The organism is Microbacterium sp. 22242 (genome assembly GCF_052045495.1).
Classification (GTDB): domain Bacteria; phylum Actinomycetota; class Actinomycetes; order Actinomycetales; family Microbacteriaceae; genus Microbacterium.
In genome coordinates, this window is the sequence record NZ_JBQEOZ010000004.1 from 43,630 (window position 1) to 57,599 (window position 13,970).

Consider the following 13,970-nt stretch of genomic DNA (forward strand, 5'->3'; position numbering starts at 1 on the left):
AATTCGAGTTCAACGGAAATGGCACGCGTTGGCGTGCGCGTCGGATCCGGTGAGCGCGGGGACCTCGTTCTCGCAGCGGCTGCGCTGATCCTCGGGGAGCATCTTGTACAGCGGGCAGCGCGAGGTGAACGAGCAGCCCTCGCGGCGGTCCGCCGGGCTCGGCAGGTCGCCCTGCAGCACGATGCGCTCGCGGGTGCGCTCGATGTCGGGATCCGGGACGGGGATCGCCGACAGCAGGGCCTGTGTGTAGGGGTGCTGCGGGTCGTCGAAGATCTCGTCGACGTCGCCGTGCTCGACGAACTCGCCGAGGTACATGACTCCCACGCGGTCGGCGATGTGGCGCACCACGGAGAGGTCGTGGGCGACGAACAGGTAGGACAGGCCGAGCTTCACCTTCAGCTCGTCGAGCAGGTTGATCACCCCGGCCTGGATCGACACGTCCAGGGCCGAGACCGGCTCGTCGAGCACCACGATCTTCGGGTTGGTGGCGAGCGCGCGGGCGATGCCGATGCGCTGGCGCTGGCCGCCCGAGAACGCGCCGGGGAACCGGCTCGCGTGCGCCGGATCGAGACCGACCAGATCCATCAGCTCGTCCACGCGCGCATCGGCCTCGGCGCGGGGCACGCCGATCGCACGCAGCGGTTCGGCGATCACGTCGGCGACCGTGAGACGAGGGTCGAGGGCGCCCATCGGATCCTGGAACACGATCTGCAGGTCGCGGCGCACGGCGCGCTCGGCCTTGCCGCCGTGCAGCTCGGAGACCTTGGTCCCGGCGATCGTGATCTCGCCGTCGGTCTGCTTCACCAGGTCCATGATCTGCAGCAGCGTCGTGGTCTTGCCGCAGCCGGACTCGCCGACGATGGCCATCGTCTCGCCCTCGCGGATGTCGAAGGTGAGCCCCTTGACCGCGTGCACCTCGCCGACCTTGCGCTTCAGGAACGCGCCGCGCGTGAGCGGGAACGTCTTCTGCAGGTTGTGCACGTCCAAGGTGATCGGGCGCTGCGCGCGCGGGATCAGCTCCAGCCGGCTGGTCGGCAGCTCGGGCACCGGATAGACCGGCACCCCGCCGATCAGGCCGTCCGAGATCTCGTCGGCCCGCACGCAGGCCACCAGATGATCCCCGCCCTCGGCGGTGGCGATCGGACGCAGCTCCGGCTCCTTCGTCCGGCACGCCTCGGTCGCGATCGGGCAGCGGGCCACGAACGGGCACTCGTCCGGCAGGTTCACCAGCAGGGGAGGGTTGCCCTTGATCGGCACCAGCGGCGTCTTCTCGGCCTTGTCGACGCGGGGGATCGCGCCGAGCAGGCCGATCGAGTACGGCATCCGGGTCTCGTGGAACAGCTCGCGCACGGGCGCCTGCTCGACGGGCTTGCCGGCGTACATCACGAGCACGTCGTCGGCGGTCTTCGCGACCACGCCCATGTCGTGCGTGATCATGATCACCGCCGCCCCGGTCTCGCGCTGGGCGGTGCCGATCAGGTCGAGGATCTGCGCCTGGATCGTCACGTCGAGCGCGGTGGTGGGCTCGTCGGCGATGATCAGCTTCGGGTCGTTCGCCATCGCGATGGCGATGACGACGCGCTGGCGCATGCCGCCGGAGAACTCGTGCGGGAACGACTTCAGGCGCCGCTCCGGGCTCGGGATGCCGACCATGCGGAGCAGTTCGACCGCTCGCGCCGTCGCGTCCGCGTGCGACATGCTGCGGTGCACGGTGAGCGCCTCGACGAGCTGGTCGCCGATCGTGTAGACGGGCGTGAGCGAGGTCAGCGGATCCTGGAAGATCATCGCGATGCCGTTGCCGCGGAGCGCGGAGAGCTCCTTGTCGCCCTTGCCGACGAGCTCCTGCCCGTCGAACCTGATCGAGCCGGTGACCTTGGCGTTGTCGTCGAGCAGGCCCATGATCGCGAGCGAGGTCACCGACTTGCCGGATCCGGACTCGCCCACGATGCTGAGCGTGCGCCCCGGCTCGAGGTCGAACGAGACGCCGCGGACCGCATCGACGCGGCCGGCCTCACTCGCGAAGCTGACATGCAGGTCGCGGACGGAGAGCAGCGGGGCGGTCATGCGCGGCCTCCCGCCGCCGAGGTGGGATCGAGGGCGTCGCGCAGGCCGTCGGCGATGAGCGCCATCGAGACCGTGAGCAGCGTCAGGGCAGCGGCGGGGAAGTAGAACGTCCACGGCGCGCTCGAGATCGAGTTCGCGCCGATGCCGATCAGGGATCCGAGCGACACGTCGGGGATCTTCACGCCGAAGCCGATGAAGGACAGCCCGGTCTCGGTGATCACGGCGCCGACGACGCCCAGCGTGAAGTTGATCACCAGCAGCGAGCCGATGTTCGGCAGCAGGTGCCGCAGCACGATCCTCATGCCGGGGACGCCCATGTAGCGCGCCGCGTGCACGTACTCGCGCTCGCGCAGCGAGAGTCCCATGGTCCAGATCACCCGCGCCGGGAAGAACCAGCTGATGAAGATCATCGCCGCGGAGATGACCCGCCAGTCCCCGCCCGCGTTCGACGACACCAGCGCGAGGATCAGGAAGGTGGGCACGACCATGAGGAAGTGGATGATCAGCAGGATGATCCGTTCGGTGGTGCCGCCGAAGTACGCGGCGGCCGTGCCGACGACCGCGGAGATCACTGTGGTGCCGATCGAGACCGTGAGAGCGATCATCAGTGAACGCTGCAGGCCGACCGTGGTCTGCGCGAACAGGTCGCCTCCGTCCGCGGCCGTGCCGAACCAGTGCGTGCCGTCGGGAGGCGTGCCGAGCGCCATGAAGTCGAGCTCGCTGAAGCCGAACCGCGCGATCAGGGGCCCTGCCACCGCGAACAGCACCAGGAGCGCGAAGATGAACACCCCCGCGACCGCCGGGCGGTTGCGGACGAAACGCCGATAGTAGAGCCGGAAGGTGCCGATGCGCTTGCGCGGCACGCGCGCGGCCGTCGTGTCGGGGCCGACCGGCGGCTGGATCGTTGCGGACGTCATCTCAGTTCACCCTCACTCGCGGATCGAGGACCACCACGGCGATGTCGGCGAGGATCGCGCCGATCGCCGTGAGCACGGCGGTGAAGGCGGCGATGGCCACCACTCCGTGCACGTCGTTCGTACTGATGGTCTGCACGAAGTAGCGGCCCATGCCGTTCCACGCGAAGATCGTCTCGGTCAGCACCGCGCCGGTGAACACCGTCGGGATGTTGAACGCCAGCTGGGTCGCCACCGGGATCAACGAGGTGCGCAGCGCGTGCTTGCGGATCGCCTGCTGCTTGGTCAGGCCCTTCGCGCGGGCGGTGCGCACGTAGTCGGCCTTGATGTTGTCCAGCAGCAGCGAGCGCTGCAGGAAGTGGTAGCCCGAGTAGCCGATGAACACCAGTGCGATCGTGGGCAGGATCAGGTGCTGCAGCGAATCCAGCAGGATCGGGAAGAACCCGGTGACCCCGTCGCTGCTGGCGCCGGTGACGTAGAACAGCCGGAAGCCGAGGGCGTCGTTGATCGAGATCGCGATCAGCACGATCCCGAGCGACGCGACGATGATCGGGATGTTCATCGTGACGATCGAGACGCCCTGCCAGACCCGGTCGGCGACCCGGTACTGGCGGGAGGCGGTGTAGACGCCGACGGCGATGCCGAGGATCGCCGAGATGATCGTGGCCCCGAGCACGAGCTCCCCGGACACCCACATGCGATACGCGATCTGCGCGTTCACGGACTGGCCGACCGGGCTCACGCCCCAGTTCCAGTGCAGCAGGATGTCGCTGAACCAGTGCCACCAGCGCTGCAGCAGCGGGACGGTGTCGCTGAGGTTGCGCGGTTCGAGCAGACGGTTGATCTGATCCTGCGAGAGCGGCGGACGCCGGCCGACGTAGTTGCTGCGCGGGTCGAGGAAGGACCAGGCGAGGAAGTACGTGACGTTGGTCGCCACCACGATCATGAGGAGCCAGCCGAGCGCGCGGCGTAGCAGGTACTTGATCAAGATGGTGTTCTTTCTCTTGTCACAGGCGTCGCGCGGGATCTCCGACGCGGCGTCGGCCGGTGTCGTTCCACACCGATTCCGTCAGCTGTGACGCGACGCCCCGGCTGCACCAGGGTGAGACGGAGTGGAGCTCCCCCTGACACTCGGTTCCGAGCCGGGGCAACTTCGCGAGACTATCACCGGACGGGCGCAGGCCGACGAAGCACGCCCCGCGTGCGGGGTGTCCGCGTCGGCATCCGGCCTCTCCCGTAGGATTGGACGGATCCCCGGACAACGCCCGGGGACCGCCCGATCACCCTCAGGACCACATGTCACCTCGCGCCCAGACTCCGCTGCAGCCGGCCTCCACGCCGCCCGCGCAGATCCGCAACTTCTGCATCATCGCCCACATCGACCACGGCAAGTCGACCCTGGCGGACCGGATGCTGCAGATCACCGGGGTGGTGTCCGACCGCGACATGCGCGCGCAGTACCTGGACCGGATGGACATCGAGCGCGAGCGCGGCATCACGATCAAGAGCCAGGCGGTGCGGATGCCGTGGGCTCTTCGACGGGCTCAGGGACCGGACGAGGTGTTCGCGCTGAACATGATCGACACCCCCGGCCACGTCGACTTCACCTACGAGGTCTCCCGCTCGCTCGCCGCGTGCGAGGGCGCGATCCTGCTCGTCGACGCCGCCCAGGGGATCGAGGCGCAGACTCTGGCGAACCTCTACCTGGCGCTCGAGAACGACCTGCACATCATCCCGGTCCTGAACAAGATCGATCTGCCGGCCGCGGATCCGGAGAAGTACGCGAAAGAGCTCGCGTCGCTCATCGGCGGCAGGCCCGAGGACGTCCTGCGCGTCTCGGGCAAGACCGGCGCGGGCGTCGAGGAGCTGCTCGACCGGCTCGTCCAGCAGATTCCGGCGCCGACCGGCGACGCGGACGCACCGGCCCGCGCCATGATCTTCGACTCCGTGTACGACGCCTACCGCGGCGTGGTCACGTACGTGCGCATGATCGACGGCTCGCTGGCCCCGCGGGAGCGCATCCAGATGATGTCGACGGGGGCGAACCACGAGCTCATCGAGATCGGCGTCTCCAGCCCCGAGCCGGTTCCGACCAAGGGGCTCGGCGTCGGCGAGGTGGGCTACCTGATCACCGGCGTGAAGGATGTGCGCCTGTCGAAGGTCGGCGACACGGTCACGACCGCGCGCAAGCCCGCCACCGAGGCGCTGGCCGGCTACACCGACCCGAAGCCGATGGTGTTCAGCGGGATCTATCCGATCGACGGCAGCGACTACGCCGAGCTGCGCGAGGCGCTCGACAAGCTCAAGCTCTCCGACGCCTCCCTGCAGTACGAGCCGGAGACGTCCGTCGCCCTCGGGTTCGGCTTCCGCTGCGGCTTCCTCGGCCTGCTGCACCTCGAGATCATCACCGAGCGGCTGTCCCGCGAGTTCGGGCTCGACCTCATCACCACCGCGCCCAGCGTGATCTACGAGGTGGTCACGAGCGACACCGGCGAGACCGTCACGGTCACGAACCCGAGCGAGTACCCGGACGGCCGGATCGGATCCGTCTCGGAGCCCATGGTGAAGACCGCGATCCTCCTGCCCAAGGACTACGTGGGCACGGTGATGGAGCTCTGCCAGTCGCGTCGCGGCACGCTGCTGGGCATGGAGTACTTCTCCGAGGAGCGCGTCGAGCTGCGCTACAACATGCCGCTCGGCGAGATCGTGTTCGACTTCTTCGATCAGCTGAAGTCCAAGACGCAAGGCTACGCCTCGCTCGACTACGAGCCCGCAGGCTCGCAGGAAGCCGACCTGGTCAAGGTCGACATCCTGCTGCAGGGCGAGAAGGTCGACGCGTTCAGCTCGATCGTGCACCGCGACAAGGCCTACGCGTACGGCACGATGATGGCCGAGCGGCTGCGCAAGCTCATCCCGCGCCAGCAGTTCGAGGTCCCGATCCAGGCCGCGATCGGCGCGCGGATCATCGCCCGCGAGACCATCCGGGCCATCCGCAAGGACGTGCTCGCCAAGTGCTACGGCGGCGACATCACCCGCAAGCGCAAGCTCCTCGAGAAGCAGAAGGAGGGCAAGAAGCGCATGAAGATGGTGGGCCGCGTCGAGGTCCCCCAGGAGGCGTTCATCGCCGCGCTGTCCGGAGACGTCGAGGGCAAGGACAAGAAGTAGGGGACGGGAACCGGTCGCGGCGTCCCCAGCCGCCGCGACCGCACCCGGGCCCCGCACCCCGGGTCCGCTGCCCGGCCCGTCAGGCGGGATCCGCCGCTGCGACGAGTCGATCCTCGCGCGGCGCCGGCTGCCGCCCGTCGCGGAGGCTGAGCACCGTCCAGACGCCCGCCCCCAGCAGCAGGGCGTCGGCGACGAGCCCGGACAGGATCCCGGGCAGGACGAGATCCGCCGCGATTCCCGCGACGACGAGCACGATCGGCCAGATGCGGATCCGCCGCGCTCGCAGCAGGCCGATCAGTACGAGCAGGATCCCCGCCTCACCGGTGTACATCAGGACGGAGATCAGTCCGCCGGTCACCGGGTCGCCGGCCATCGCCTGTGCTGCCGCGAACCCCGCATCGCGGTCGGCCATCCTGGCCATGACCGACAGGAACATGCCGCCCGAGGCCGACCACGTGAAGCCGAGCACCCCGAGCACGCACAGCACGGTGCCGGTGGTCGCGAGTACTCCGCCGCGCCGGTCCGCGGAAGCGGCGACCGCGGTGAACGCGGCGAGGGTCACCGCGAAGCCGGCGGCCTCCAGCACGGACTGCACGAGCAGCAGCCACGGCTGCGCCGCCATCGCGTCGAACGTCGCACGCATCCCGCCCGGTGCATCCGGGATGATGAACACGCTCGACAGGAGCAGCAGGGCCGGTCCTGCGATCAGGCCGATGAGCGCCAACCGCCGCCGTGCGGTCCATGTGGGCGTTGCATCCATATCGTCCTCCTCGCGGCGCCCGCTGCGCCGCCTCGGTCTCAGCCTCGTGGCAGGCCCGCGTCCCGCGCGTCCGCAGTCGGACTCGAACCGCTCTGTCTCGCGGACGACGCGGCATCCTCCTCGAGACAGACGCCGCGGCACGCCCGCCGGCGCTACCGTGGGGGCATGTGGGGTGCACTGCGCGTCGCGCGAGGGCGTGCCGGCTGGCGCGACAGGGTCATCGATGTGGCGCCGGCGACCGGCCTCTGGCTGGCGGGGCTGCTCGACATCGCCTTCGGGCTCAGCGATGCTGTCGGCAGCGCGTCGGCGTTCACCACCGTCGTCCCGATGAGCGCGATCTGCGCCCTGCTCGTGTTCCGGCGGTGGGCGCCGCTGCCCGTGCTCGGCGGCATCCTGGCGGTGATCGCCGTACCGGTGTGGTTCCTGTCCTTGGACCTCGGGTACTGGGGCGAGTTCGTACCGTGGCTGGTCGCGCTGTACTCGTGCGCCCGCCACGAGCACCGCGCAGTCCCGCGCGCGGCGGGACTCGCGCTCAGCGCCGTCGCGCTGGCGGTCATCGCGCTCCGCTTCCCGCAGATGGCGAACCCCGGCGATCTGCTCTATGACGGCGCGCTGCTGGTGGCGGCGTGGATGCTCGGGCTGTTCGCGCGCAGCTGGGCGCGCTATCGGGACGACGCGCTGCGGCAGGAGGCGGAGCGCAGCCAGGCGGAGGCACGCGCGCGGCAGACCGAGCGGGTGCGCATCGCCCGGGAGCTGCACGACGTCATCTCGCACACCATCACGGTCGTCGTGATGCAGGCCGGCGGCGCGCGACTGGCCGCGGAACGGGACCCTGCGATCGCCCCCCAGGCGCTTGCGCGGATCGAGACGCTCGGGCAGGAGTCGCTCGCGGAGCTGCGCACGCTGCTGGCGGTGCTTCGGGAAGACGACGCGCAGGGCGAGCCCGGTGAGCCCGGTCCGCAACCCGGACTCGACCAGCTCCCGGCGCTGTGCGATCGGATGCGCGCGCTCGGGCTGCCGGTGCGGCTGCACGGCGCGACGGGCGCCGCGCTCCCCCCGGGTGTGCAGCTCGCGGCGTACCGGATCGTGCAGGAAGCGCTCACCAACGTGCTCAAGCACGCGGGAGCCGCCGAGACCGACGTCACGATCGGGCCGCTCGGCGACGGGACGCTCGTCGTCGAGATCGTCAACGCTGCGCCGGCGCGCCCCCGCAGCCTGCTCGCCGGACCGCGGCGCGGCTTGACGGGGATGACCGAGCGGGTGGCGGCGCTCGGCGGCGAGGTCGCCTTCGTGCCGCACGACGATGGCGGGTTCGCCGTGCACGCGCGCCTTCCTACGAGGGAGCGGGCGAGATGATCTCCGTGGCCGTCGTCGACGATCAGCCGCTGATCCGTGCAGGGCTGCGGATGATCGTCGACTCCCAGCAGGATCTGGAATGGGCCGGCGACGCAGAAGACGGCGAGGCGGCGATCTCGCTCGCGCGCGCGCATCGCCCGGACGTCATGCTGACCGACATCCGCATGCCGGGACTCGACGGCATCGCGGCGATCGACGGGATCCGCCGCGCGAGTGCGCACACCCGGATCGTCATGCTCACGACCTTCGACCTGGACGAGTACGTCTACGCCGCGCTGCAGGCCGGTGCGAGCGCGTTCCTGCTGAAGGACGCCGGTCCGGAGCAGATCCTCCACGCGATCCGGGGCGTCGTCGACGGCGACGTGCTGCTCGCCCCCGCGCTGACGCGCCGCCTCGTCGAGCAGTACGTCGCGCGGCCGAGGGCGCACGACGGCGACGGGCGTCTCGAGCACCTCACCGGCCGGGAGCGCGATGTCCTCGTCAGTCTCGCGCACGGCCTCAGCAACGCGGAGATCGGCGCGCGGCTGCACGTCTCCGAGGGAACCGTGAAGACGCATGTGAGCAGGATCCTGTTCAAACTCGGCCTGCGTGATCGCGTCCAGGCGGTGATCGCCGCCTACGAGCTGGGGCTGGTCGTGCCCGGCGATCTGCCGCGCCGGTGACCGGGCCCGTTGGGGCATCCTTCAGGCAGGTCGCATAGGCTTGCCTTCATGCGTCGCGGGACATTCCGAGAAGGAACGGTGGACTATGCCGCCGTGGGAGCCACTCACGCACCCGACCTGATGCAGTATCCGCCGGAGCGGAGCATCCCCGCCGAGGAGTCCTGGCGGCTCGGCAGCGGCGAGGAGCGGTTCCGCACCGCCGGCGATGCCCTGCTGTCCTGGACCGCCCAGCGCGCGGCCGGGCTGAAGCTGAGCGACGTGCGTCCCTCGGCCGGTCCGGGATACGCCGGCGTCAGCTTCGACGCCGAGGGGTCGCCGATCGCGCCGAGCAAGGCCGAGGTGGAGCAGCGCTACGACGAGGACGGCACGCCCTGGGCGGGCCCCGGCATGACGTTGAAGGTGCACGGCCGCGTCGCCGGGTTCCGCGCCGACGCCGAGCTCCGGGTGATCTCGGTCACCGAGCAGGCCCGCCGGATCGGGGTGGTGCTGGGTACCGTGGCCGGATCCGTCGTGAGCGGCGAGGAGTCGTTCGACATCGACTGGAACGACGCCGACGAGGTGTGGTTCACGGTGCGGGCGTTCGACCGGCCGAACAGCTTCGTGTACCGCAGCTTCCCGTTCCTGGTGAAGCGCCGTCGCCGGGAGCTGTTCGCCCGTTACCTGCGCGCGATCTCGCCGCTGTACGCGACGCCCGTCTGATGGCCCTCGCTGTGGTCGGGGTGACGGCCTGATGGCCGGGCCCCTGCCGCTGGGGGATCCTGCCCCGGCGGACGGACGGCTGCCCGCCGACCTGCGCATCGACCCCGCGACGGCGTTCTCGGCCTATCTGCACGTGCCGTTCTGCCGGGTGCGCTGCGGATACTGCGACTTCAACACCTACACGGCCTCGGAGCTGCGGGGCGCGCGGCAGGACACGTATGCCGACACGCTGATCGGAGAGATCGGCCTCGCCCGCGACGTGCTCTCCGACGCCGGGACGCTGCGGCCGATGGAGACGGTCTTCTTCGGCGGCGGGACGCCCACGCTGCTGCCGCCGGGCGATCTGGCGCGCATGCTCGGCGCCGCGATCGACGCGTTCGGGATCGCGGACGACGCCGAGGTCACGGTCGAGGCCAACCCCGACACGGTGACGCCGGCGGTCGCGGCCGAGCTCGCCGCCGCGGGCGTGACCCGGCTGTCGATCGGCATGCAGTCGGCCGTCCCTCATGTGCTCGCGGCGCTCGACCGCACGCACCGCCCGGAGAACGTGCGGACCGCGGTGGCTGCCGCCAGGGGCGCGGGGCTCGCCGTGAGCGTCGACCTCATCTACGGCGCGCCGGGGGAGTCGCTCGAGGACTGGCGGGAGTCGCTGCACGCGGCGACCGCGCTGGATCCCGACCATCTCTCCGCCTACGCGCTGATCATCGAGGACGGCACCAAGCTGGCCCGGCAGATCCGCCGCGGCGAGGTGCACGCCCCCGACGACGATCTGCAGGCCGACATGTACGAGCTCGCCGACGCCGCGCTGCGCGACGCCGGGTACGACTGGTACGAGGTGAGCAACTGGGCGCGCACTCCGGCCCAGCGCTCCCGGCACAACCTGGCCTACTGGCGGGGCACCGACTGGTGGGGCTTCGGACCCGGCGCGCACAGCCACGTGGCCGGCCTGCGCTGGTGGAACGTGAAGCATCCCGCCGCGTATGCCCAGCGCCTCGCGGCGGGGGAGTCGCCGGCCGCCGGCACCGAGCGGCCCGGCCCCGAGGCCAGTGCGCTGGAGCGGATCCTGCTGCGCTCCAGGACGGCGGAGGGCCTGCCGCTGAGCGACGTCGCACCCGCCGGCAGGACCCGCGTGGCGGGTCTGATCGCGGACGGGCTCGTGGATCCCGCCGCGGCGCTGCGCGGAGCACTCGTGCTGACGCTGCGCGGACGCCTGCTCGCGGACGCCGTCGTCCGCACGCTGACGGACTGACGGGCGCGGGAGCCTGTTCCGGCCGTCGAGCAGGCGAAGCGAGACGCGACGTCGTCCGCCGCGTCTCGCGCAACGACCCCTGATGCGGATCCCGGCGCGGTAGGATTGGCACTCAGAGCGCACGAGTGCCAACGGTGAGGAGGAGCGATGGTCTCAGAACGCGGACTCCAGGTGCTCCGCGCCATCGTCGAGGACTACGTCGAGACGAACGAGCCGGTGGGCAGCAAGTCGATCGTGGACCGGCACGCCTTCGGCGTCTCGGCCGCCACGATCCGCAACGACATGGCGCAGCTCGAGGACGAGGAGCTCATCGCCGCCCCGCACACCTCCTCGGGACGCGTGCCCACGGACAAGGGCTACCGGGTGTTCGTGGACCATCTCGCCCAGGTCCGGCCGCTGACCGCGGCCCAGCGCAGCGCGATCACCGCCTTCCTCGCCGATCCCGCGGACCTCGACGACCTGATGGTGCGGACCGTGCGCGTGCTCACCCGGCTCACCGGCCAGGTGGCGCTCGCCCAGTACCCGTCCTTCGCCCGCGCCCACGTCACGCACGTCGAGCTCGTGGCGCTCGCGCCGAACCGGCTCCTGGTCGTCCTGGTCACGGACGCCGGCGGCGTGTCGCAGCGGATCGTGCCGCTCCCGGTCGAGCTCGACGACGGCGAGGTCGCGGCGCTGCGCGCGGGGCTCACCGCGCTCATCACGGGCCGTTCCGTGCGCCGCGGCGCCGAGCGCATCGACGCGGCGGCCGCTGACGGACACACCGAATCCAGGATCGGCGCCGCGCAGGCGGCCCTGCTGCGGGCGGTGACCGAGGAGCTCGCCGAGTTCCGCCAGGAGCGGCTGGTGATGGCGGGGGCGGCGACCCTGGCCCGCCGCGAGCACGACTTCCGCGGCAGCATCCATCCGCTCCTCGAGGCGATCGAGGAGCAGGTGACGCTGCTGCGGCTGATGAGTGAGATGCGCGTCGACGAGCACGGGCTCGCCGCGAGCATCGGCACGGAGAACGCCGCGTTCGGCCTCGGCGAGGCGTCGATCGTGGCGAGCGACTACATGACCCACGGGGGGACCGCGCGCGTGGGCGTGATGGGTCCGACCCGGATGGACTACCCGAGCAATCTCGCGGCGGCGCGGGCCGTGGCCCGCTACCTGTCGCGTCTGCTCGAAGAGGACGAGACCGGCCGCTGAGCGGCCGCACGAGCACACGCGTCGCCGCAGGGCGGCCCGGAAAGGCGATGGTGACGGATCACTACGAGGTTCTCGGCGTCTCGCGCGATGCGAGCGAGGACGAGATCAAGAAGGCGTACCGGCGACTCGCGCGTCAGCTGCACCCGGACGTGAACCCGAGCGAGGAGGCCGCGGAGCGGTTCAAGCTCGTGACGCACGCGTACGACGTGCTCAGCGATGCGGATTCGCGCCGCCGCTACGACATGGGCGGCGATGCGAACGGCTACGGCGGCTTCGGAGGGTTCGGCGGCTTCGGCGACATCTTCGAGACGTTCTTCGGCGGCGGGGGAGCCCGCGCCGCCCGCCCGCGGTCCCGTCGCGAGCGCGGTCAGGACGCCCTCGTCCGGGTCACCCTCGAGCTCGGCGACGTGGTCTTCGGGGTGCACCGCGACATCGAGGTGGACACGGCGGTGCTCTGCGAGACCTGCCAGGGATCCTGCTGCCAGGCGGGCACCTCGCCGGTCACCTGCGACATCTGCGGCGGATCCGGGCACGTGCAGCAGCAGGTGCGGAGCCTGCTCGGCAACGTCATCACGACCGCGCCATGCGGATCGTGCGAGGGCTTCGGCACGACGATCCCGTTCCCGTGCCAGACCTGCAACGGCCAGGGGCGCGTGCGCTCGCGCCGGACGGTCGGCCTGGACATCCCCGCGGGCGTCGAGACCGGGCTGCGGCTGCAGCTGCCCGGATCGGGCGAGGTCGGTCGTGCCGGCGGCCCGAACGGCGACCTGTACGTCGAGGTCACGGTCGCACCGCATCCTCGCTTCAGCCGCGACGGCGACGACCTGCTCGCCACGCTCGAGGTGGCCATGAGCGACGCGATCCTCGGCACCACGACGAGCATCGACTCCCTCGACGGGCCGGTCGAGCTGGAGATCCGCCAGGGCCTGCAGTCCGGCGACGTGCTGACCATCAAGGGCCGGGGCATCACGCCCCTGCGCGGAACGCAGCGCGGCGACCTGCGCGTCGGCGTGCAGGTGCTCACGCCGACCAAGCTCGACCACAGGGAGCGCCAGCTGATCGAGGACTTCGCCAAGCGCACCAAGGCGCCGGCGCCGAGGCTGGCCGAGTTCCACCAGGGGCTGTTCTCGAAGCTGCGCGACCGCTTCCGGGGCTGACCGCGATGGCGCTGCACTTCGTCACGTCCGACGCGACCGCCGCCGAGCCCGGTTCGTCGGTGATGCTGACCGGGGCCGAGGCCAAGCACGCCGCGGTCGTCCGGCGCGTGCGGGCCGGCGAGCCCGTCACGCTCGGAGACGGCGCGGGCGTGTGGCTGGAGGGCGAGGTCGCGGCGGCCGAGCCGGCCAGGGTGGAGGTGCGGATCCTGCGGCGCCGGGAGGATCCCCGGCCGGATCCGCGGATCCTGCTCGTGCAGGCCCTCGCCAAGGGCGACCGCGACGAGCTCGCGGTGCAGGCCGCGTGCGAGCTCGGTGTCGACGAGATCGTGCCCTGGCAGGCCGCCCGCAGCGTCTCCCGCTGGGAGGGCGCCAAGGCCGTCAAGGGCAGGGAGCGCTGGGCCACGATCGTCCGCGAGGCCGCCAAGCAGGCGCACCGCTCCTGGGTCCCCGAGGTCTCCGCGGTGGAGAGCACCGCTGACCTCGTGCGCCGCGCGGCGTCGCAGCGGGTCCTGATCCTGGACCCGACGGCCCAGGGGCGGTTGTCCGCCGTCGTCCCGGACGAGCGCGACATCGTGCTCGTGGTCGGCCCGGAGGGCGGGATCTCGCCGGAGGAGCTGGAGCGCCTCACCGCGGCCGGCGCCGAGCGGGTGCTGCTCGGCGACACCGTGTTGCGCACCTCGACCGCGGGCCCGGCCGCGATCGCCGTGCTGAACGTCGCGCGCGGGCGCTGGTAGCCGCCGCAGGAACGGGCTGCGCCGT

At 71.1% G+C, this 13,970-nt stretch carries 12 protein-coding genes; 8 read left to right on the plus strand and 4 right to left on the minus strand.

What is annotated here, in order from left to right:
- Positions 1-9: 9 nt before the first annotated feature.
- From ACTJJZ_RS05130 to ACTJJZ_RS05140, 3 genes are read right to left on the minus strand one after another with little or no spacing between them, the layout of a single operon-like run.
- On the minus strand, positions 10-2,064 hold the full coding sequence (locus ACTJJZ_RS05130) for an ABC transporter ATP-binding protein (RefSeq protein WP_440720109.1): 2,055 nt from the start codon (positions 2,062-2,064) through the stop codon (positions 10-12).
- Entirely contained in the window at positions 2,061-2,981 is a 921-nt protein-coding gene (locus tag ACTJJZ_RS05135) for an ABC transporter permease (protein WP_440720110.1), read from the minus strand. The genes ACTJJZ_RS05130 and ACTJJZ_RS05135 overlap by 4 nt, the downstream gene beginning before the upstream one ends.
- 1 nt (position 2,982) lies before the next feature.
- The gene (locus ACTJJZ_RS05140) at positions 2,983-3,966 is read right to left on the minus strand and encodes an ABC transporter permease (protein ID WP_440720111.1); all 984 of its coding nucleotides are present in this window, start codon (positions 3,964-3,966) and stop codon (positions 2,983-2,985) included.
- Positions 3,967-4,274: 308 nt separating this feature from the next.
- On the opposite strand from ACTJJZ_RS05140, the gene lepA reads away from it, so the two are divergent.
- Positions 4,275-6,143: a translation elongation factor 4 gene (gene lepA / locus ACTJJZ_RS05145; protein ID WP_440720112.1), complete on the plus strand. Its 1,869-nt coding sequence runs from the start codon at positions 4,275-4,277 to the stop codon at positions 6,141-6,143.
- A gap of 79 nt (positions 6,144-6,222) precedes the next feature.
- Here the strand turns inward: lepA and ACTJJZ_RS05150 are convergent, their stop codons facing one another.
- The gene (locus tag ACTJJZ_RS05150) at positions 6,223-6,903 is read right to left on the minus strand and encodes a hypothetical protein (RefSeq protein WP_440720113.1); all 681 of its coding nucleotides are present in this window, start codon (positions 6,901-6,903) and stop codon (positions 6,223-6,225) included.
- A 165-nt stretch (positions 6,904-7,068) separates the two neighbouring features.
- On the opposite strand from ACTJJZ_RS05150, the gene ACTJJZ_RS05155 reads away from it, so the two are divergent.
- The 7 genes from ACTJJZ_RS05155 (at position 7,069) to ACTJJZ_RS05185 (ending at position 13,945) form a co-directional block, all read left to right on the plus strand.
- Positions 7,069-8,259: a histidine kinase gene (locus ACTJJZ_RS05155; RefSeq protein ID WP_440720114.1), complete on the plus strand. Its 1,191-nt coding sequence runs from the start codon at positions 7,069-7,071 to the stop codon at positions 8,257-8,259.
- Entirely contained in the window at positions 8,256-8,921 is a 666-nt protein-coding gene (locus tag ACTJJZ_RS05160) for a response regulator (RefSeq protein WP_440720115.1), read from the plus strand. The genes ACTJJZ_RS05155 and ACTJJZ_RS05160 overlap by 4 nt, the downstream gene beginning before the upstream one ends.
- 48 nt (positions 8,922-8,969) lie before the next feature.
- On the plus strand, positions 8,970-9,620 hold the full coding sequence (locus ACTJJZ_RS05165) for a DUF1990 family protein (RefSeq protein ID WP_440720116.1): 651 nt from the start codon (positions 8,970-8,972) through the stop codon (positions 9,618-9,620).
- Between the two features lie 31 nt (positions 9,621-9,651).
- Positions 9,652-10,869, plus strand: coding sequence for a radical SAM family heme chaperone HemW (gene hemW / locus ACTJJZ_RS05170; RefSeq protein ID WP_440720117.1), 1,218 nt, complete (start codon positions 9,652-9,654; stop codon positions 10,867-10,869).
- 147 nt (positions 10,870-11,016) lie between these two features.
- Positions 11,017-12,054: a heat-inducible transcriptional repressor HrcA gene (hrcA, locus tag ACTJJZ_RS05175; protein WP_440720118.1), complete on the plus strand. Its 1,038-nt coding sequence runs from the start codon at positions 11,017-11,019 to the stop codon at positions 12,052-12,054.
- A 50-nt stretch (positions 12,055-12,104) separates the two neighbouring features.
- Positions 12,105-13,211 (plus strand): molecular chaperone DnaJ, encoded by a 1,107-nt coding sequence (gene dnaJ, locus ACTJJZ_RS05180; RefSeq protein ID WP_440720381.1) that lies wholly within the window; start codon positions 12,105-12,107, stop codon positions 13,209-13,211.
- A gap of 5 nt (positions 13,212-13,216) precedes the next feature.
- Positions 13,217-13,945, plus strand: coding sequence for a 16S rRNA (uracil(1498)-N(3))-methyltransferase (locus ACTJJZ_RS05185; protein ID WP_440720119.1), 729 nt, complete (start codon positions 13,217-13,219; stop codon positions 13,943-13,945).
- Positions 13,946-13,970: the final 25 nt, after the last annotated feature.